This is a genomic window from Pseudoalteromonas denitrificans DSM 6059 (assembly GCF_900112265.1).
In the GTDB taxonomy this organism is placed as follows: domain Bacteria; phylum Pseudomonadota; class Gammaproteobacteria; order Enterobacterales; family Alteromonadaceae; genus Pseudoalteromonas; species Pseudoalteromonas denitrificans.
Window position 1 is genome coordinate 1 of record NZ_FOLO01000033.1, and the last position, 22,014, is coordinate 22,014.

Genomic DNA, 22,014 nt, shown 5'->3' on the forward strand with positions numbered 1-22,014 from the left:
GTTTCAGTCTTGTAAAGTTTATGTCTAATAAAATGTATTAGCCTAAAGGCCAATCTACAGGTTATTAATTCATACAGGATGTTTTATATAAAAAAACCACAGAGGGTTGGCTGTGGTTTTTGTTGGCAAGTTGGGTTGAGCCCTAAATTTAAATCTTTGCTTTATTTATTAGATAACATATAAGTTGTTGCGATAGCAGCTGCTGCGATTAATGTACCAAAGGCTACTGCAGAAGCCATTCCGTTTAATGCTAAACCTCCTATTACAAAAACGCCTAATACGCTTGTGCTGTAAAGCTCTGATGAAGTTAAAGTATTCATGTATATATCCTTAAATATTCGGTTTAGCTATTTATGAGTTTGCAATGTTTTTTGCTTGGAATGAATAATAATGGAGTTTAAATACTTTGTTTTAAGCTTTGTGTTTAATGGTGAATTTTAGTGATGTTTGGAGGAATATCGTGATAAGTGAATAAATCTATTTTTTGCTGGAGACTTGGTATAAAAAGCCTGGTAATTAATATTTAGCCAGGCTATTAAATAAATTGAAGTTTATTTATTTAAACCTTCTTTTAATTTTTCTTTGGCTTGTTCAACTTTAGAAAAATCAAAACCGAGTTCTTCTACAGCTTCTTTTATGACATTTGGATTAGTCATTACTAAACCCATAATTTGTTGTAATTTTTCAGGAGGGATCCCCATTGTTTGGATCATACTCATAGCCATCATTGGGTTTTCGGTTAGTGCTTGAAACAATTCTTTTGTTTTTTCTTGCGTTATATTTAATTCTTTTAATATTTGGATAATAGGGTTCATTTTTGTGCCTTATGCAGTCGACGGAACTTTTTAGTGTAAATTTTACTGTAAAAGATCATTAGGATTAATATAAATTTTAGCAGTATTTATCCTAATGAATTGATTTATATTTTTCCAGGGTTAAAGGTTTACTAAGCTGAGTTTAGATTTACCGACACCTTTTTGCTTTTCCAAGAAGGTTTCAAACTGTTCTGCAGAAAGAGGTTTAGAATAATGGTAACCTTGTAATATTTCACAATTTAACTCATTTAAAATATCAATTTGTTCTGAATATTCAACACCTTCAGCAACAACATCTAAATCTAGGTTATGGGCTATGGTTACAATTGAGTCAACCATATTTCGACCTCGTTTTGAGCCTATATCATCAATGAAAGCTTTGTCTATTTTAAGAGTGTTAAGTGGAAATTCTTTTAATAGTGCAAGTGATGAATAACCTGTGCCAAAATCATCCATGGCTAAGTGTATCCCCCGGGCACTAAGCGCTTTCATTATGTTAATGGCATCTTTAGGGTCATCCATTACAGTGCCCTCGGTGATTTCCAATTCTAAAAAATAAGAGGGTAAATTGTGTTTTTGTAAAATTTTATCAATTCTATGAGTTAAATCTGGTAGTGAAAATTGTTTAGCCGATAAATTTACAGCTACACGGCCATCAAATAAACCTTTATCTAGCCATTTTTTAACATCCCTACAGGCTTTATCAAGTACAACTTCACCTATTTCTATGATTTGGCCTGTCTCTTCAGCAATTGGAATAAACTGAACTGGGCTTATTAAACCTTTTTTGGGGGTGATAAAGCGTACTAAAGCTTCCATTCCCATGAGTTCGCCTGTTTTAAGGTTCATTTTGGGTTGATAAAAAACACAAAATTGATCTTCTTTAAGACCATACCGCATTAAGTTTTCAATTTGTAAACGTTTTACTGCTTGCTTGTTCATCGTATCATTGAAAAACAAGTAACGATTACCTTGCTCTTTTGCATGATACATCGCCGTATCAGCATTTTTTAATAATACTTCAGGGCTATTGCCATCTTCAGGAAATAAAACAATACCTGTACTGGAGGTGATCACTAACTCATGACCTGCCATATGGAGGGGTTTAACTATTTCGGCTAAAAACTCTTTTGCTGTGCGTGTTATTGTGTGAATATCGTTGGTATTGGTCATGACTAAACCAAATTCATCGCCCCCTAAGCGATAAATGCTATCTTGCTGACGCGTAATTTTGCTTAATCTATTTGCCAAGCGACATAACAACATATCTCCAAGTTGATGTCCCAGAGAATCATTAATTTTTTTAAAGTTATCTAAGTCAAATACTAACAGTGCAAGGTGAGTTCGTTGATCGACTAATTTTTTAAGATTATTAAAAAAAGCATTTCTATTAGGTAAACCTGTTAGTCTGTCACGATTTGATAATTTTTGAAGTTCGAATTCTGCTTGTTTTCGTTCACTAATATCAGAGTAAAGCACAATAAAATTAGTTACTTGCCCAGATTTGTTTTTTACAATATCAATAGACATATCGATTGGTATTAAGGTGTTTTTCTGGTTTGGTAATTTAAGTTCTTGTTGCCAGTGGCCTTTATCTGCAAGTAATTTTTTAAGCTTCTCAATATAAGTATCTTTATAACCATGTAATGAAAAACGTTTGCCAATATATTTTGATTTTGTACCACCGAAGGTTTTTAAAAAGCTCGGGTTGATTTCAACAAAATTAAAAGACTTGTCATATATAGCAATAGGATCTGATAAGTTTTCAATACATTTGGCAAATAAATTTAGATGTTCTTCAGTCGATTTTATTCGGCTAATATCTTTAATTGTGCCAGTCATTCTTTTTGGTTTTAAATTAGGCGTATGCTCAATGACTTTTCCACGATCTAAAACCCAGCGCCATTGGTTTAAATTATCTTTTGTTCTATAACTTGCCTCAAAAAATGCGGTATGACCAGAGAAATGCTGTTTTAATAATAAATCAACTTTGGGTAAGTCTTTAGGATGGATATGCTTTCTGTTTGGAGGTGTCGTGACGTTTGCATCCTGCTCAATAAATTGACCATCGTTCATTCTGATCATTTCACCGGTTGCAATATTCCAATCCCATAAGGTATCACCACTGCCAACTAAACTGCTTTTTAGTCGCTCTTCAGAGCGTTTTAATTCTTTTTTTGATTTTTTTAATTTATAAATACCTAATAATGCAATTGGCAATAATACTGCCATAAAGAGTATTGGGATTGCAGCCGCAGACTCAGCATAATTTGCTTCGTGGCCGACGACTGAATAAGAAGAAAATAAGAATATAAGCTGCAAGCTTAATTTTAAAATTTTATTTGTTTTTGTTAACATAATTTATAATTGAGAAGCATTACACTGACTTTTTACTTATAGCGAGCCAGACTAAAGCAATGAAAGAGCAGTGTCAAAGAGTTCTATTACTTTACACTTATGGGTTTATATCACTTGTATATTCTACTCTTGCTCTTGTATCTGAAAATGTCTCTTTTGCATATTCAAACATCTGTTGTTGTGTGAGTGCATTGAGTGCTTCAATTAAGCGCTTTTGCATTGAAAAATGTGTATCTTGATTTTCTAAACATAACCAATAACGTAAAGACCGTAACCTTAAGTTTTTATCTTTTTCTTGAACTTGTGTTAATAACCCTTGTTTGGCTTTGTGCCATGTATTTTCAGGCATTTGTTTGATAGTTTGCGCATATTCTTGCGTAAATTGATGGCTATGATGTAGTAATGATTGTGCATCAACTTCAGGTGATTGGATGTAAAATGCGATGCCGGCTCTGCCGTTAAGCGGGGCGTAACCTGTACCTACTAAATAACCGAGTTGTTTATCTGTTCTTAAATGTTGAAAGTAATCTTGTGAAATCAAATGGTTCAAGCACATCACTTTAATTTTTTCATCGACTGAGTCTGATAAAGCTTGGTAATAAACCACCATGGCGTGATCTGAGTGTCCTAGGCTTTCAACTTGTAGCATAGGTTCATGCATAATATTCATCGGGCGAATTAAGTCTTCAATCATAGTAAATGCGCTAATATGTTTATCTATTTCATTATAAAACTTTATAGCGTCACTTTTATGCCAATTACCATGTAATAAAGCTTGAATATGGATTTGTTGAAAAAGTTGTTGGGTGAATGCTTCAAATTGTTGAAAAGAGACTTGCTCTAAAGCTTTTGATAAGTCTTCAGGAGTCGGGTTCCAAGGTAATAATTTTGCACTTAATAGGCTAAAAAGCTGGCTTACGGGTTTATTATGATTACCTGAATTCCAATGTCTGCATAGTTGTTTTTTGTATTCTTCAAAACGTTGTTGTTTAAATTTACTATTAAATAACTGATGCATTAAACCTTTTACAAGGTCTAATTGGTTAGTAGAAATGCCTGATGTATGTAATGTTAAACCCCCTTGATGAATTGACAATTGATAACTTAGACCTGCTAATTCTGCGGGATAAAACTCTTGTGCGACATTATCCATGAATAAATCACTGAATAATCGTGTTAATGCCATATTAGTGATGCTTTTAACTGTAAAATAAGAATCTAATGCCAGATAAAAATGACCTTTAATGATCCTAAACTCTTGCTCTTGCTGAAACCAAAAATCGATACCTGATTTAGAGATTAATCTTTGAGGGATATTGTTTGATGTTTCAACGACTAATAAATGCGGTTTTTTTGTCAAATACGGATTCGGTAGAGGTAATGCCATTTCAGATAATGGTGTTTTGATTTCTGCAAGTTTACTTAGCCACGACTTTGAAAGAGAGTCGCATTTGTAAGGTGTATGATACCAGGCGGCTTGTTTTTCAGTTTGAACATCAGGATGAATAAACACTAATCGCATGTTGCTTGGATTTAACCAGTTTAGTATTTCTAGCCATTGTGATTCATTAAAACCATGCATAATGTAATCACCTTGTACATAATCTTCAACAGGGTAGTGTTGCATATTAATGCTTAAACCATTTACAAAGTCGATAACTTTCGATTTTTCCTGATTATCAAAAGCCATTTTAAGTAACGATTTTTTATCATTATATAAGGGAATAAACTGGTTTAAATCGTGTTTTAGCAATGGTAGAAAAGTAAATATGGTTTCTACAATATCCTCATAATGCGCTATGCCTTCATCAGTTAAGGATATGCTAATGTTAAAATCTTTAAAGTTACTGCCGTTTATTCCTCCGCCAGCTGTTAAGCTATTGAGCCAACCTTTATCTTTTAAAATTGAATATAAAGAGCCTTTACCTTCATAACCTAATATATGTGCCATAAAACTAACCGTTTTATGTTGATAAAAAGCATCAATATTGGGCATAGCAAAACTAATGATGATTTTTTGCATATGTTTATGTGGTGCAATATAGATGATTTTTTTTAGATGTTCAGCTTTGTATAAGGGCTCTGAAATTTCGGGTTTAATATTTGGAGCATTGTTAATGTCATTAAATAGACTTTCAACCCAGGTTTTTTGTTGCGCAATTGTCTCAGAGCTGCAAATAACCAAAGTCATTCTTAATGCGATGTAATGCTCATTAAAAAATGCTTTAATTTCTTTACTAATACAGGTATCCCTATCTGCGAGTGTATCTGCATTACCAACAGAAAATTTTGCAAAAGGATGTTTAGGGTTGGAAGTTTCTTTATGCGCCTGATATATACGTCGACTGTCATCTTTGAGTTTGAGTTTAAATTCAGCGTCTATTGCGTTTCTTTCTTTTGTCGTTGCTTCTGAATGCAATAAGGGGTTAATAAAAAAACGGCTAAATTGTTTTAATGCTGATTCAAAATGATGATTATCGATATCAAAAAAATAACTCGAGTGTTCGGTTCCAGTCCAAGCATTGCTACTGCCACCGTGCTGACTGGTAAATTTAGAAAAAGCGCCAGGTTCTGGGTAAAGATCTGTGCCTAAAAAAAGCATATGTTCTAAAAAATGGGCTAAACCTTGCCGATCTTGGGGGTCGTCAAAATGCCCTGCATTGACAGTTAATGCTGCAGCTGATTTTTCTGTTTCGATATCTTGAACAAGTAGTACTTTTAAACCATTGTTTAGTGTTAGACTTTGGTAAGTTCTGCTATCATTATTGCTAATTTTTATGGTTTGGCTCAAAAGATGGCTCCAAATTAGAATTGACATACCCTTGGGTATTTAGGAGCTTTTTGCTGACAGCTTCAAACTGTGTTTCGATAAGTTTGAACATTAAAAGCACTAAGTTATGCGTTAAATTATTTTTAGATATAACGGCTATGTTTTTCTTTCATATATAAAAGTGTGACAGACCTTAAATAATATAGCTGAAACTAACGGCTTCTGGCTATTCTTTTTATTTTAAAGTTTTTAGTAGTTAATAGTGAATACATACAAATGAAAAAAATTTACATAATGCGTCATGGTCAAGCAACAGCAATGTGTGCAAATGATGCCAGTCGAAACCTCACAAACGACGGCATTGCAGAAGTAACTAAAATCAGTAGTTGGTTAGCGAATAGAGTTTCAATTGACGCTGTATTGGTAAGTCCATATATACGCGCTCAGCAAACATTAGACTTAATGAGACACAATCAAACTAATATTCAATTTGAACAAATTTCAACAGATTTTTTACCTGAAGCGTCACCTGCTCAAACCTGTGATTTTTTGCAAGCTTTAATATCGCTCAACTCAGAATATAAAACTTGGTTAGTTGTGGCGCATATGCCTCTAGTGAGCTATTTGGTTGGGGAGTTTTGCCAAGGCAAAATGCCTATTTTTAATACCGGCTCCATAGCGTGTATTGAATATGATGAATTAAACCTTTGTGGTGAACTTGTTTTTTTAAAGTCACCACAAAAAATTTAACACTTTGGGTTTACTGAATGGTTAATCACAACAAACAAGGTACCTTTAGCACTAAACTCTAAAGGGTGTGTAAGGTGTATCATTTATTGTGAATGAATCTATGGGTGTATTTAGTATTGCTCATTTTTGAAATGAGCAAGCATGCTTTTAAGTTTATCAAAATTTTGGATTTGCCGGTTGGTTAATCACAACTAACAAAGCGCCTTTACCGCCGAATTCTAAAGGTGCCTGATGCATAGCCAAAATATCTGGGTGCTGTACTAAATAATGTGGGATCTTTTGTTTTAATACAAATTCGCCTATGCCATGGACAATACAAGCACAACGATAATGTTGCCTTTTACATTCACTGATCAATGCGATAAGTTCTTTTTTTGCCTGTTCTTTATTGAGGCCATGTAGATCGAGTACCAATTCCGGATAAAAATCACCGCGTCTGAGCTGTTTTGCTAAATAGCTATCTTGACCTTCTTGAACATAACTAATAGTGCCATTATTCTCTAAGTTAGGGACGTATTCATCTGAAAAATAAAACTCGGCTAAACGTTTCTTTTTTTCTTCTTCTTCAAGTTTATGTTTTTTTTGTAAGGCATTTCGCTTAAAAACAACTTTATCTTGTTGTAATTTATTGGTGCCACTAAACATATCTCTAAATAAATCAGAGTCATCGGGAGTTAATGTATTATCATTTGATTGCATCGCTTCTTTTTCTAAGGTTGCTTTTTCTTGCATCTTTTTAACGATAACTTTTTTAATTTGTTTCAATTCTTTTTTCATGGGGCAAGTTTAATAAAAAATAGCTTAAATCTCAAAAATAATATCAAGACAATATTCTTAACTATCGGATACAATAGGAGCAATTATGATTGGTTAGTAGAAATATGATGAATGATGCACAAATAACACAAGAAATACTTAACGAAGCAATTAATGAACTTGAAACGATAAATGATTGGTTACGTTTTAGTGCAAGTCAGTTTTCTGAAGCTGGATTATTTTTTGGTCACGGTACTGATAATGCTTGGGATGAAGCGGTAAGTTTAATTTTACCTGCATTATTTTTACCTATGGATATGCCAAGAGATGTTATCTCTTCAAAATTAGTAACCAGTGAAAAACAAAAATTAGCACAATTACTTGAAGCAAGAATTAATCAAAGAACGCCTGTACCTTATTTAACAAACCAAGCTTGGTTCGCAAAATTACCTTTCTATGTCGATGAACGTGTATTAATACCACGCTCTCCTTTTGCTGAGCTTATCCATAATCGTTTTTCCACTTGGCTTGAAGATGATAAACCTGTTTCACGTATTTTAGATATGTGCACCGGCTCTGCATGTATTGCAATTGCACTTGCTAAAGAATTTACGAATTCGCAAGTAGATGCTGTTGATATTTCTTATGAAGCCTTAGAAGTGGCTGACTTTAATATCCATGAGCATTTAGTATCAGATCGTGTTTTTCCAATTCAATCTGATGTATTCAGTGGTGTGCCAGGACAAAAATATGACCTGATTATCGCTAACCCTCCTTATGTTGATGCGGAAGATATGGCTGATTTACCTGATGAATTTCATCATGAACCTGAGCTAGGTTTAGCATCGGGCGATGATGGTTTAGACGTAACTCGCACTATTTTAGCTCAAGCAGCTGATCATTTGACCGATCACGGATTGTTATTTGTAGAAGTAGGCAATTCTATGGTACACATGGAAGCTATCTATCCGAACTTACCATTTACTTGGTTAGAATTTGAAAATGGCGGTATAGGTGTATTTGTATTAAGTAAAGAAGATTTAGTTAAGCATATCTAACAAATCATTTTAAAAAGAGTGTAGTTTTAATTAGCTACGCAATTCGATTATTGATAATTTTTATGGGAATGAGGAAAATCAATGGCAGGAAATAGTATAGGTCAGCTATTTAAAGTAAGTACTTTTGGTGAAAGCCATGGTGTTGCCTTAGGCGGTGTTGTAGATGGTTGTCCAGCAGGGCTGGAGATAACAGAAGATGATTTACAAATAGACTTAGATCGCAGGAAACCAGGGCAAAGCCGTTATACAACTCAACGTAGAGAAGAAGATAAAGTACAAATTTTATCTGGTGTATTTGAAGGTAAAACAACGGGCACTAGCATAGGTTTGCTTATTAAGAATGGCGATCAACGTTCTCAAGACTACGGTAAAATAAAAGAGGTATTTCGCCCAGGCCATGGTGATTATACTTATTGGCATAAATACGGTATTCGTGATTATCGAGGTGGTGGTCGTGCATCAGCGCGTGAAACAGCAATTCGTGTCGCCGCAGGTGGTATCGCTAAGAAATATTTGAAACAAATTCATGGTATTGAAATTAAAGCATGCTTAAGTCAGTTAGGTCCTATTAAAGCCGAATCTTTTGATTGGCAGTGTGTTGAAACAAACCCATTCTTTTTTCCTGATGCATCAAAATTAGATGCATTAGATGACTATATGCGCGACCTTAAAAAACAAGGTGATTCAATTGGTGCAAAAGTAAAAGTAATTGCATCAAATGTGCCTGTTGGCTTAGGTGAACCTGTTTTTGATCGCTTAGATGCTGAAATTGCCCACTCTTTAATGAGCATCAATGCGGTTAAAGGTGTTGAAATTGGTGATGGTTTTGAGGTTGTTGAACAAAAAGGTTCGCAGCATAGAGATGAATTAACACCTGAAGGCTTTACTTCAAATCATGCCGGAGGTGTATTAGCTGGGATTTCTACTGGGCAAGATATCATTGCTTCGATAGCCTTAAAACCCACTTCAAGCATTACGATCCCTGGAAAAAGCTTAAATATCAATAATGAATCGGTAGATATGATCACTAAAGGACGACATGACCCTTGTGTTGGCATTAGAGCGATCCCCATTGTTGAGGCTATGATGGCAATTACTTTAATGGATCATTTGTTGCGTCAAAGAGGGCAAAACCCTCATGTAAATTTAGTACATGGCGCAATCCCTGGAAGTAACAATAAATAGAGAATGTTTAAATTAATTGAAAACACCACTTACTTTGATATCTGTGGTGTTTTTTGCTTTTACAATTTCGTAAAATTAAGTTTCATTTTTAGTGGTTAATAAAATATATTTTTTATGCATCAGATATCCGATTTAATTTCCATCTTTGATAATACTTTTTATCACAGTCATCAAACGCGTTTAATTAAAGGGGATGATGAACCTGTATATTTACCTGCAGATGAAGAGAATAATTATCACCGCATTATATTTGCTCATGGTTATTATGCCAGTGGTATGCATGAAATTGCGCATTGGTTAATTGCAGGTGAAAAACGTCGGTTATTAGAAGATTATGGCTACTGGTATTGCCCCGATGGTAGAAATGCAGATCAACAAAGCGAATTTGAAAAAGTAGAAATAAAACCACAAGCTATAGAATGGGCGTTATGTATTGCAGCAGGGTTTAAATTTAATGTTTCTGCGGATAACCTCAATGGTGAGCAACCTTGTCGCGTCACTTTTCAAACAAAGGTACATGAACAGGTATTGGCGTATTTGAACACAGGTTTTAGTGATAGAACACAGGCCTTACTTAAAGCATTGTGTGACTTTTATAAAACTCCTTGGCCTTTAATAATAGAAAAATTTGATTGGTAGTAAATGTAATGAAATTTAAATTAGGTTTAATAATAAATCCTGTTGCGGGGCTCGGCGGTAGCGTTGCATTAAAAGGCAGTGATGGCATGAGTCAAAAAGCGATTGAATTAGGTGCAATTGCTAAATCAAATATGCGTACTCGCGCCGCACTTGAAGTACTAAAACCCTATCAATCAAAAATAGAAATTTATACTGTAAATGGGCTTATGGGTGAACAAGTTTCAAGAGAATTAGGATTTAAAACTCATATTGTTTATGCGTGTGGACCTGAGTCGACGGCAAAAGATACTGAGAATGCGGCTCAAATTTTAAAACAACAAGACGTTGATTTAATTCTATTTGCTGGTGGTGATGGTACTGCACGTAATATTTGCCATGCAATAGAGGACTCTATTGTTGTTTTAGGTATACCTGCTGGCTGTAAAATTCACTCTGGGGTTTATGCTATTACACCAAAAGCGGCTGGCCGTGTTGTTGAGTTATTGATAAAAGGTGAGTTAGTTACAGTGCAAGATGCTGATGTGATGGATATAGATGAAGTTGCGTTTCGTGAAGGAAGTGTAAAAGCGAAACGCTATGGTGAAATGCAAGTACCGTCAGAACTTCGATATATTCAAAGTGTTAAAAATGGTGGTAAAGAAACAGATGAATTAGTACTGGTTGATATCGCGGCCTTTGTCGCATCTCAAATGGAAGATGATGAAAGATATATAATAGGTTCTGGTTCTACAGTTGCTGCCATAATGGAAGAAGTGGGATTAAAGAATACTTTACTAGGTGTTGATGTCATTGAGGATCATGAACTCATTGCATCAGATGTTACGGCTACTCAGCTTTTTAAATTGATAACAGAGCATAATAATAAAGGTTTAAAAACAAAGTTAGTGATTACTTTAATTGGTGGGCAAGGTCATATTTTTGGCCGTGGTAATCAACAATTAAGCCCTGAATTGATCAGGTTAGTTGGAAGAGATAATATTATTTTAGTTGCCACCAAAACTAAATTACAGGCACTTAATAATCGTCCTCTGATCTGCGATACGGGTGATAGCAAGTTAGATGATGAGCTTAGTGGATATATAAGAGTGATCACTGGATATAATGATCATGTGATGTATGGTGTTGGCCATCAAGAATCGATAGGAACAAAAATGACAATTCAAGAGTATATAGATCAAGCACAGCAATTTTTTGAACATTTAGTTGAAACAGCTTCTGATGATGAACTTTTTGCTGGGAGCTATATTCAGGGCCACTTTGATTTAGCTGTAGGTTATGCTGAAGTTGAAGCACTAGAGCTAAGTATCGATGAGTTAAATGCTAATATTGAAAAATCACTCGTTAAAGCATATCGAAATGGTGAGTTATCAGATGAAGATAAAATGCATGTTGTTACTGTTTGGGAAAAACTAAAAAAAGTTTTATAAATATACCTCCATCCTGGCTTTATTAGTGATCTAAACTGAAATTGTAAATTAGTTTAGATCGCTTGTTGAATGACTCATATCACTTATTATTAACTCTATAAAACCTCACTCTTGTAATATTTATGCGGATATTACAATCAAAGCAACTTTCATTATTTATAACTGTCAGCTATATATAAAATAGTGATTATACTAATCAACATTATCAATATATCTGATGGATAATTTATGATGCTTGGTACAACTTACCTTAATGATTAAATATTAAGGAAGACTTAATGAGTTACTTTTCGCCATATCTAAATTGCAAAAGAATCAATTTTGTAGGTGTATACTTATTTTTAGTATACGCATTATTTATGCAGTTGGAAGTGATAGCCAGTGAACAAAAGCTGGTGATTGCAATGTTTGATTTTCCTCCTTATGAATATAAAAAAGGAGATCGCATTGATGGTATTAGTGTTCGTATTGTTAAGGCTGTCTTTAAAAAAATAGATCAACCAATAGAGCTGATAGAGTTACCTTGGTCTCGGGCTCTGTTATATTTAAAAGAAAATAAAATAGATGGCTTATTTGAAGTCCTATGGAAAAAAGAGCGTACTAGATATGCTGAATATTGCAAAGAAATACTCATGAATGAAACAGCATCTTTATTTACAAAAAGTATGGTTAATATTCCTTATACTGGCAATTTAGTGGAGATAACACCTTATGTTATTGGTGTAAGGCAAGACTTTAGTTATGGTTTTAAATTTGATGAATTAAGAGAAAAAGGAAAGTTTAAAAAGCTAGTTTCTAACGTTGATTCTGAACATTTACTTAGAATGTTAAATCAAAATTATATTGATATAGTGATAGGAGACAAATATGGCCTTCCTTACGTTTTTAAAAAAATAAAGGATATAAAAAAGCTAGATCCTATCAAAAGGTTATCTCCTGACATTGAAAGTACACCAAGTTATTTGGTTTTTTCAAAGTACTTACTAGGCTCAGGGATCGCAGAACAGTTTGATGCTGCACTTAAGTTAATAAAAAACAATGGCGAATACCAAGCTATAATTAATCAGTGGGAAAATCAAAATATTATTCTTGAATGATTAAATCTATTCTAAATATATGATGATTTATAAAAATCAGCTAAGGGAAATTACGGCCCAAATTTGAATAGATTTTAATCATAAAACGCTTATCTAGTCTATTATCATCAAACATGAAAATTTCGCATATTAAATCTTTTGAAGAACTAATCGGTATATAAAGTAAATTTATGTTCTTTTGAAGCACGTTCTTATTTATAACTCTTGATATAAGTATCAAAGTATTGATAGATAAAAATCTACCTTGGTTTTACCAATTGTGTTTTTAAATATTTTTTTAATCAATATAGTCAGTGATTTAGCTAAAAATGATCAGTTAAGTTGACGTTAACGTTAACGTTACATTGTTTTTGTTAATGGTCGTTATAATTTAAAGTTATGATTTATAAGGTTTAATATTTATGCAAAAAGCTAATGTGAATTTTTTGTTTTTTACTGTTATTAAAAAATTAATTGGTTTTACCAATTGACAATGCTGGTGGGGGAATTATTATATTTGCTAAATGATGTGCACATAAACTCAATAAGTTTGAGTGTTTACTTTAACTTTTAATTAAAAAGCTGTAGTGATTGGCATTCATTAAGCGGATTTAAACAGACCTAGTTGTTGGGAATGAGGAAAAAAGATGGATATAACATCTTTATTATTACAGGCTGCAAATTTAATGCTTACGGGCATGGTAGTCGTTTTTATTTTTTTGCTTTTGCTAATTTCAGTCGTCAAGTTGATGTCGTCTTTTTTAGCAAGTAGTACTGGTGAGTCAGTCACAAATAATAAAGCTAAAAATACAGTCACCATTAAATCGTCAGCTGTACCTGATGCACATATTGCTGCTATTGCAGGCGCTATTCATCAGCACAGACAAAAATACGATCATAAGAAAACATAAAAGGGTTTATCTATGTCTAAATTAAAACTTACTGAGTTAGTATTAAGAGATGCGCATCAATCAATTTTGGCAACTCGACTTCGTTTAGAAGATATGCTCCCAATTGCTGAAAAACTTGATAAAGTAGGCTATTGGTCAATGGAATCTTGGGGTGGAGCTACCTTTGATGCATGTATTCGTTATTTAGGTGAAGATCCTTGGGAGCGTATTCGTGCTTTAAAAAAAGCAATGCCGAATACAAAACAGCAAATGTTATTAAGGGGTCAAAATTTATTAGGATATCGTCATTACGCAGATGATGTTGTTGAAAAGTTTGTTGAGCGTGCCCATGAAAACGGGGTAGATGTATTTCGAATTTTTGATGCAATGAATGATGTCAGAAATCTTGAAACAGCAATAAAAACAGCAGTTAAAGTTGGCGCTCATGCTCAAGGCACGATTTCTTATACTCAAAGTCCTGTTCATAATTTAGAGATGTGGTTAACCCAGGCTAAACAACTTGAAGATTTAGGGTGTCATTCGATTTGTATTAAAGACATGGCGGGTCTACTTAGACCTTATGAAGCGCAGGAACTTATTACTGGTTTAAAAAATGCGGTTTCAGTGCCTATTGCAATGCAATGTCATGCGACAACAGGTTTAAGCACCGCAACTTATCAAAAAGCAATCGATGCGGGCATAGATATGCTTGATACTGCTATTTCTTCTATGAGCGGAACATATGGACATAGTGCGACAGAAACGATGGTTGCGATTGTTGAAGGTACAGGCAGAGACACAGGACTTGATTTAGTTTTATTAGAAGAGATAGCCTCGTACTTTAGAGATGTGAGAAAGAAATATGCACAATTTGAAGGTAGTTTAAAAGGGGTTGATGGCCGTATATTATTAGCGCAAGTGCCTGGCGGCATGTTAACGAATATGGAAAGTCAGTTAAAAGAACAAGGCGCCGCTGATAAGTTTGATGAAGTACTATTAGAAATTCCTAAAGTACGCGAAGACTTAGGCTTTATTCCTTTAGTAACACCTACATCACAAATTGTTGGTACACAGGCAGTATTAAATGTATTGACTAAAGAGCGTTATAAATCAATTAGTAAAGAAACTGCTGCAGTATTAAAAGGTGAATATGGCGCAACGCCAGCTCAGGTAAATAATGAGTTACAACAAAAAGTATTAGCCGGAGCGCAAGCGATCACATGTCGACCTGCAGATTTATTAAAACCTGAGCTTTCAGAATTAGAAACAACACTATTATCAGAAGCAAAAGAACATAATATTACACTTGCCAATAATCAAATTGATGATGTTTTAACTTATGCTCTATTTCCACAAATTGGGTTGAAATTTCTCAAAAATAAAGGAAACCCGAATGCTTTTGAGCCAGCCCCATCATTAGAAGCTGCGCCTGCTGTGTTAGAGCAAGCACCAGCGCCAGCTTCAGGTAAAACAGAGCACTATAGTGTTCAGGTCGATGGTAAAGTATATAACGTTGTTGTAGCGCCAAATGGTGAACTCAAAGATGTCCAACCAGCACAACCTCAGAACCTTAAATCTACTCCAGTTTCAAATGATGCTGAAGACTTAACTGCACCGTTAGCGGGTAATATTTTTAAAGTTCAAGTTAAAGCCGGCCAACAAGTCGTTGAAGGTGAAGTGGTTATTATTCTTGAAGCGATGAAAATGGAAACAGAGATCCGTGCCGTTAAAGCAGGTACTGTTAGTGAAGTTTATATTTCGGAAGGCGATGCTGTTTCAGTTGGTGATGCCTTGCTATCAATCGCTTAGGAGTTTGATATGGAAGGTATGTTAAGTTTATGGCAATCCACTGGGATTGCTAATTTTGAGTTTGAACAATTGATCATGATGGCGGTAGGGGGTGTATTACTTTACCTTGCGATAATGAAGCAATTTGAGCCTCTTTTGCTATTACCTATAGGTTTTGGTGCAATATTAACAAATATTCCATTAGCGGGTTTATCAGACGCAGGAGGTTTACTGTACTATGTATATAAAATAGGCATAGATTCAGGCGTATTCCCATTAATTATTTTTATGGGAGTCGGTGCGTTAACTGATTTCAGTGCGCTGATTGCAAATCCTAAAATGTTATTATTAGGCGCAGCTGCCCAATTTGGTATTTTTGTTACCTTATTTGGTGCTATTTTACTTAATTTTATTCCAGGGTTTGAATTTACGCTAAAAGATGCAGCCGCAATAGCAATTATAGGTGGTGCTGATGGGCCTACGGCTATTTTTCTTGCTTCAAAATTAGCACCTGATTTACTTGGAGCTATTGCGGTAGCAGCATATTCATATATGGCATTAGTCCCATTGATACAGCCTCCTATCATGCGAGCTTTAACGACTAAAGAAGAGCGAAGCATTGCAATGCCGCAACTTCGTCATGTTTCAAAGTCTGAAAAAGTTGCTTTTCCACTATTGGTATTAGCGTTAATTATTATATTGCTACCAGCAGCAGCTCCGCTTGTTGGTATGTTTTGCTTAGGTAATTTGATGCGTGAAAGTGGTGTTGTTGAACGCTTAAGCTCGACTGCTCAAAATGAACTAATCAATATTACTACGATATTTTTAGGTTTAGGTGTTGGCTCAAAGTTGGCTGCGGATAAGTTTTTAACAATTGAAACATTAGGTATTTTAGCTTTAGGTGCTATTGCATTTTCTATCGGTACAGCATCTGGTGTGATGATGGCTAAAGCAATGAATCACTTTTCTAAAACACCAATTAATCCTTTAGTTGGGGCTGCAGGTGTCTCTGCTGTGCCTATGGCTGCTCGAGTTGTGAACAAAGTAGGTCTTGAGACTAATCCGCATAACTTTTTGTTAATGCATGCTATGGGACCAAATGTGGCTGGTGTTTTAGGCAGTGCTGTTGCCGCTGGTATTCTACTTGCAATTGTAGGTTAATTTAACTTTATCCAAGTCAGTTAAAGATACTTAAATCAAAAGTTGAAGTGATTTGGATATGAATTTTTTAGGGCTCAACCTCCCGACCTTTATCGCGCAATATTCTTTTTAGATGTTGCGCGTTTTTTTTATTCTTAAAAGTGGTAGGATAAAACCCTTTAAAAAAGGAAACAAAATGCCTCCCGTTTTAATATTATTATTAAGCTTATTTGTTGCACTTATTGTATTGGTGCCACTTATTGAGAAATTTGGTCCAAGATTCTCACCTGAGCAATTAAGTCGTTATCAAAAATTTATATGGCCTTTATTGATGATTCTATTAGTAACGCAGTTAATATATACCTTAATTTAAAGTTAAATCTAGAGGTTTTGCGGTATCAGTAAAGTTATAGTCGCACACACCATCAGGAAAGATTTGCTCTAACTCATTCTGATATACTGTCATATCGATATTGCCATATAAACCTGAACTCATTGCTTTTTTTACTGACATCATTTGGCATTTAAAAATACTCCCCTGCCAAGGTCCTCCTGCTTGGATACGACTATTTGTGTATATTGGATAAGTTTGAGCACATGTTCCAAGCTGTTTTTTATTCCAACTACCATTCCAGACCTGGTCTCCTTGAGCAATAACTTTGCCATTTTTATCAAAACAACGATCACTGGTTTTCATTTTAAGTTGTTTTGAATTTCCTTTTAATAACCACTCATCCATTGCTAAAAAAGCTTGTTCAAGAGGTGTATGATCTGGATGAGCAATCCATATTTTATGATTATTTAGATTTTTAGCTTGTGATAATATGCGCAATCGCGTGGCAAAAGAAGTGGATATATGGTGCATATCTAATTCTGGCTCTAAATAATGATGAATATCTATTGTTGGAACATCATTAAAGCCTATAAATATTTGTCCATAACGATAAGCATTCTCTATGGCTTTGGTTGAAGCTTTTGTCCGTTTTGCAGGGCCTTTATCTGCAGGGTAAATATTATGAGTGCTCCACTGAGTCATCCAAATGGGTATTTTAGTGAAAGGTAAAAACAAAAGTTGTTCTTGTCGCATCTCCTGTTGCGGCTTCCAACCTCCAATATGGTAATTTAAATGGATAAACTCTTTAGGTGAAATTGTACCTTGTTGTAATGCAGTTAATCCATATTGAACGCCTTGGTTGTCCCATACTGAATTTGCGAATCCATTGTTATCTATGCCTAAAATATTGGTTAAGTCTTGCCAATAACTCCAATGGGCTTTTTGTTTTACTTCGGGTGAAAATATTTTTTTTATGAAGCCCTGATCTGGGTTGTTAATTAAAGAGCTTAAACCGAAATAACCATGTATGCACTCGCTATAATTTTTAGGAATATAAACTTTTTTAGCGCGAGCAAGTTGATTAAAGGGATAATAAAACCAAGACTTATGCTCTATATTTGAATTATTAAAGCCTTCAATCGCTTGCTTTTTTTCTGGACTATCCCAGCTCTCTAGTGAGCTTTTAAAGGTGTAATAACTATTTAATAAGTCACAGTCTAATGCATATAAGGTTTGGCTGATCATATCTGGATAGGAGTAAAGGGGTAGAGCACCATCTAATAATTCAGAAGAGTTTTGAGCCAAAATATATTGTGCTAGACCGCCACCAGAACCGCCAACACCTAAGGTGTATAGGGGTTTTCCGTACAAAGAAATAAACTGTCTTTTAACTCTAAGAGCGGTATCTTCAGCTTGTAACATATTATAGCTAAAGCTTGTTTTATTTGCTGTACTTGTGATGACTGCATAACCTTTTCTTAATTGTGGTGTGCGTCGGCTTATTAGTTTCATTGGATTAAGCTTACCTTGTCGAAAACCTATTCCAACACCTCCTGCAAATTGATAAATAAGCCTCTTATTCCATTTAGAATGGAGTAATCTATTTTTTAATTCATTTCGCTCTACAGGCATTACAATTGCGTATATATACCGATTGATTGTACCTTGCTCTATCCTAAGAAGAAGATCTGTACTTTTTAAATCAAACGGAATAAAGACTTCACTTATATTATCTTTGATATCTACTTTGAAATATCTTAGTTGTGACACAATTAAACAGTCTTTACTAAAGCCTATTACTTTATGTGTTTTTTTTCCGTTTTCATCAAGTGCAAAAACAGGTGTTCCTAATAGCTCTTGATTATCAATTAAGGGTTGCCCTAATCCGGAAGATTGTACATGGCAAGAAAAGGGGTAATGTAAATTTCCAGAAAATAATGGTTGTACTGGGCCAACTTCACCTAGTTTTATTGGATAGCTTATTGGGTCTTCAGGTCTGGGGGTATTTCTGATATGTTTTTTGACTTTTAAGAGAGGCGCTATAACGTCAGGTGCGATAGTGAGTACTTGTTGATTTTCATAAGGATTAAAACTACAAGTGACTAAACAGCTCACTATGAATATAAATAATAAGGATCTACTAAGTAATTTCATTACCACCTCCTGTCATAATTTTAATTATAGGAGGTGGTTTTATTTTCGCTGTGAAATATAAATATAAATTTAGAATATTAAAATAATATCCTAAAATGATTCTGAACTATTTTATGGATTAACCATAGAAAGTTGAAGTTCTTTATTTCGGTTAAGCTTTGCAAGATAGTCATTTGCAATAGGTTTAAATTTAGCCAGCTCTGATTTAGGCAAAGACTGCGATTTAGGTAATTTAACGGTTCTAGGGTTACGATGAACACCATTAACTAAAAACTCGTAATGTAAGTGAGCGCCCGTTACTTGTCCAGTTGCACCTACAGTACCAACAAGTTGCCCTTGTTTTACTTTTTGCCCTCTTTTTACCTTACGTTTATGTAAGTGGAGATATTTAGTAACGTATTTTGAGCCATGTTGGATAAAGACATAATTCCCATTGAATCTACTGAAACCCGCTTTTATGACTTTACCATTGCCTGATGATACAACTGGAGTACCAGTTCTTGCTGCATAGTCTATACCTCTATGTGCTTTAACTCTGCCTGTTACAGGATGCTTTCTGCGAGGGTTAAAGCTAGAACTAATATATTTAAAGTTGACAGGTGCACGCAAAAAAGCTTTTTTCATACTACGTCCTTGTGCAGTATAAAAATTACCATCAGTATGTAAAATTGCGTTAAATTGCTCCCCTTGATTGATAAACTCAGCAGCGAGAATTTTACCTGTACCAATATACTCACCCTCAATATGAAGCGTTTCATAAATAACAGTAAATAGATCGTTTTTACGAATATCGTTTGCAAAATCAATATCCCAACCAAAAATATCGGCAAAATTCATTATTTGTTTATCGTTTAATCCCGCCTCTATGCCTGCATTCCAGAAATTTGAAGTGATTTGTCCTGTTGAAGATTTAGTACGAGTTTCAATTGTTTTTGATTGAATATCAGACTGATATTGTCCATCATCAGTTAAGGAAACAAATAAAGTATCTGTTTTATTTAAAATATATTTTAAATGACTCAGTTCACCTTTTTTATTTTTTGCAAAACTTAAAGTGTCACCTGGGTGTATTTCAATTAATTGTTTGGTATTTTTATCGCTATTGATAAGTTTATGTAGGGTTTTAGCTGAGAAGCCTGCACGCTTAAAAATTTTAGCTAAATTGTCACCTTTTTTAACTTTAAAATGATTAAAATTAATAAGGGGTGTTATTTCTGTTAGCTTAGGTTGTAAGTCAGTTGTTATTATTGATGTTTTATTAACTGATTTTTCAAGCTTCATATCAAGGTCATATCTTTGTCCGACTCTTAATATATCAGCATTAGTATCTTTTGAAGCAGTTGCTTTTTCTGCTGGGATCAAGGTTAAACCTAGCATTAAAGAAGAGAAACCTAATATGAACATTTTGTGTTTTTTAGGGAGCTTTTGCACCGCTTTGACCATCATTTTCTTAAATCAGCCTAAATGATATTTTATAACAATATTTCAGCATATAATGATTTTTGCTCAGATACCAGAATTTTGTGAATATAATGGTATGTAAGGCGTATAATCTGAACTTATAATAAGCTAGAATCGAGTCATAGCGTTATAGGCCATAGAGCTAACATTATACTTGGAGTATTTGATGACTGATTTGCAAGCTGCGTTTGCTGAGATAAAACGTGGTGCTGAAGAAATATTAATTGAAGATGATTTACTTGAAAAATTAAAATCAGGTAAAAAATTAAAAATAAAAGCAGGTTTTGATCCAACTGCACCAGATTTACATTTAGGGCATACCGTTTTAATCAATAAAATGAAAACGTTTCAAGACTTAGGTCATGAAGTTATTTTCTTGATTGGTGATTTTACCGGGTTAATAGGTGACCCAACGGGTAAAAATGTAACACGTAAGCCGTTAACCCGTGAAGATGTATTAGCAAATGCTGAAACATATAAAGAGCAAATTTTTAAAATTTTGGACCCTGCTAAAACAACCGTTGCTTTTAATTCTACTTGGATGGAAAAGTTAGGTGCTGCGGGTATGATTAAACTTGCAGCTCGTCAGACTGTTGCACGCATGTTAGAACGTGATGATTTTAAGAAGCGTTATGCAAATAATCAGTCGATTGCGATACATGAATTTTTATACCCTTTAGTACAAGGATGGGATTCTGTTGCATTAGAAGCTGATGTTGAATTAGGTGGTACAGACCAACGTTTTAATTTGCTTATGGGGCGAGAGCTTCAAAAAGATGAGGGGCAAAAGCCACAAACAGTATTGATGATGCCTCTGCTTGAAGGTCTTGACGGCGTTCAAAAAATGTCAAAATCTTTAGGTAACTATATTGGTATTACGGATAAACCAACTGACATGTTTGGTAAAATCATGTCAATATCTGATGACTTAATGTGGCGTTATTATGAGTTACTAAGTAGTTTATCATTAGTTGAAATTGAAGCTCTTAAAGCTAAAATCGCAGCAGGAACCAACCCTAGAGATATCAAAATTGACTTTGCTAAAGAAATGATAGCGCGTTTTCATAGTGAAGATGCGGCACAAGCCGCACATCAAGATTTTATTCAACGCTTTCAAAAGAAAGCATTACCAGATGAAATCCCAGAATTAAGCATTACAATTAATGACGATGAAATTGGTATTGCAAATTTATTAAAAGATGCTGGTTTAGTTTCAAGTACTTCGGAAGCTATGCGTATGATTAAGCAAGGAGCGGTAAAATTAAACGGTAAAGATAAGATAACCGATACTAAACTTATGGTTTCTAAAGGCACACAAGAAATCTATCAAGTTGGTAAACGAAAATTTGCAAAAATTAGTCTAATCTAGATAATTCAAGTTAGATTGAAAAAGCCTTGCTATTGAATTAACAG

18 protein-coding genes and 1 pseudogene are annotated in these 22,014 nt (G+C 34.4%); 12 read left to right on the forward strand and 7 right to left on the reverse strand.

Annotation, left to right across the window (positions count from 1 at the left end):
- Positions 1-161 precede the first annotated feature (161 nt).
- From BM088_RS27295 to BM088_RS17360, 4 genes are all read right to left on the reverse strand, one after another.
- A complete protein-coding gene (locus tag BM088_RS27295) occupies positions 162-320 on the reverse strand; it encodes a hypothetical protein (protein ID WP_177208088.1) in 159 nt (52 codons plus the stop codon).
- Positions 321-551: 231 nt separating this feature from the next.
- Positions 552-815, reverse strand: a complete 264-nt coding sequence (locus BM088_RS17350) for a DUF2999 family protein (RefSeq protein ID WP_091987317.1) — start codon at positions 813-815, stop codon at positions 552-554.
- Positions 816-935: 120 nt separating this feature from the next.
- Positions 936-3,173, reverse strand: coding sequence for an EAL domain-containing protein (locus BM088_RS17355; protein ID WP_091987322.1), 2,238 nt, complete (start codon positions 3,171-3,173; stop codon positions 936-938).
- A gap of 97 nt (positions 3,174-3,270) precedes the next feature.
- Positions 3,271-5,952 (reverse strand): insulinase family protein, encoded by a 2,682-nt coding sequence (locus BM088_RS17360; RefSeq protein ID WP_091987465.1) that lies wholly within the window; start codon positions 5,950-5,952, stop codon positions 3,271-3,273.
- Positions 5,953-6,219: 267 nt separating this feature from the next.
- On the opposite strand from BM088_RS17360, the gene sixA reads away from it, so the two are divergent.
- Complete coding sequence (gene sixA, locus BM088_RS17365) at positions 6,220-6,693, forward strand: phosphohistidine phosphatase SixA (protein WP_091987326.1); 474 nt, start codon at positions 6,220-6,222, stop codon at positions 6,691-6,693.
- 156 nt (positions 6,694-6,849) lie between these two features.
- Here sixA and smrB read toward each other — a convergent pair whose 3' ends face one another.
- Complete coding sequence (gene smrB, locus BM088_RS17370; RefSeq protein WP_091987468.1) at positions 6,850-7,392, reverse strand: endonuclease SmrB; 543 nt, start codon at positions 7,390-7,392, stop codon at positions 6,850-6,852.
- 185 nt (positions 7,393-7,577) lie between these two features.
- On the opposite strand from smrB, the gene prmB reads away from it, so the two are divergent.
- The 10 genes and pseudogenes from prmB (at position 7,578) to BM088_RS27300 (ending at position 17,025) form a co-directional block, all read left to right on the forward strand.
- Positions 7,578-8,507 carry a 50S ribosomal protein L3 N(5)-glutamine methyltransferase gene (gene prmB, locus BM088_RS17375; RefSeq protein WP_091987331.1) on the forward strand — a complete coding sequence of 310 codons (930 nt, stop codon included), beginning with the start codon at positions 7,578-7,580 and terminating at the stop codon, positions 8,505-8,507.
- A gap of 81 nt (positions 8,508-8,588) precedes the next feature.
- Positions 8,589-9,692 (forward strand): chorismate synthase, encoded by a 1,104-nt coding sequence (gene aroC, locus BM088_RS17380; protein WP_091987336.1) that lies wholly within the window; start codon positions 8,589-8,591, stop codon positions 9,690-9,692.
- Between the two features lie 114 nt (positions 9,693-9,806).
- A complete protein-coding gene (locus BM088_RS17385) occupies positions 9,807-10,331 on the forward strand; it encodes an elongation factor P hydroxylase (protein WP_091987339.1) in 525 nt (174 codons plus the stop codon).
- An 8-nt stretch (positions 10,332-10,339) separates the two neighbouring features.
- Positions 10,340-11,464: pseudogene (locus tag BM088_RS17390) on the forward strand (ATP-NAD kinase family protein); the annotation flags it as partial.
- Between the two features lie 18 nt (positions 11,465-11,482).
- Positions 11,483-11,758: a YfcL family protein gene (locus BM088_RS27740; protein WP_245763852.1), complete on the forward strand. Its 276-nt coding sequence runs from the start codon at positions 11,483-11,485 to the stop codon at positions 11,756-11,758.
- A 278-nt stretch (positions 11,759-12,036) separates the two neighbouring features.
- The gene (locus tag BM088_RS17395; protein WP_091987343.1) at positions 12,037-12,855 is read left to right on the forward strand and encodes a substrate-binding periplasmic protein; all 819 of its coding nucleotides are present in this window, start codon (positions 12,037-12,039) and stop codon (positions 12,853-12,855) included.
- 626 nt (positions 12,856-13,481) lie between these two features.
- A complete protein-coding gene (locus BM088_RS17400; protein WP_091987347.1) occupies positions 13,482-13,745 on the forward strand; it encodes an oxaloacetate decarboxylase subunit gamma in 264 nt (87 codons plus the stop codon).
- A gap of 12 nt (positions 13,746-13,757) precedes the next feature.
- Positions 13,758-15,533, forward strand: a complete 1,776-nt coding sequence (gene oadA / locus BM088_RS17405; RefSeq protein WP_091987350.1) for a sodium-extruding oxaloacetate decarboxylase subunit alpha — start codon at positions 13,758-13,760, stop codon at positions 15,531-15,533.
- Positions 15,534-15,542: 9 nt separating this feature from the next.
- Complete coding sequence (locus BM088_RS17410) at positions 15,543-16,673, forward strand: sodium ion-translocating decarboxylase subunit beta (RefSeq protein ID WP_091987354.1); 1,131 nt, start codon at positions 15,543-15,545, stop codon at positions 16,671-16,673.
- Between the two features lie 175 nt (positions 16,674-16,848).
- Positions 16,849-17,025: a hypothetical protein gene (locus tag BM088_RS27300; RefSeq protein WP_177208090.1), complete on the forward strand. Its 177-nt coding sequence runs from the start codon at positions 16,849-16,851 to the stop codon at positions 17,023-17,025.
- On the opposite strand, the gene BM088_RS17415 is transcribed toward BM088_RS27300, so the two are convergent.
- A complete protein-coding gene (locus tag BM088_RS17415) occupies positions 17,017-19,140 on the reverse strand; it encodes a DUF6351 family protein (RefSeq protein ID WP_091987357.1) in 2,124 nt (707 codons plus the stop codon). The two genes, BM088_RS27300 and BM088_RS17415, sit on opposite strands and share 9 nt — an antisense overlap.
- A gap of 111 nt (positions 19,141-19,251) precedes the next feature.
- Positions 19,252-20,583 (reverse strand): OapA family protein, encoded by a 1,332-nt coding sequence (locus BM088_RS17420; RefSeq protein WP_091987360.1) that lies wholly within the window; start codon positions 20,581-20,583, stop codon positions 19,252-19,254.
- A gap of 184 nt (positions 20,584-20,767) precedes the next feature.
- On the opposite strand from BM088_RS17420, the gene tyrS reads away from it, so the two are divergent.
- A complete protein-coding gene (gene tyrS / locus BM088_RS17425) occupies positions 20,768-21,970 on the forward strand; it encodes a tyrosine--tRNA ligase (protein ID WP_091987365.1) in 1,203 nt (400 codons plus the stop codon).
- Positions 21,971-22,014 lie beyond the last annotated feature (44 nt).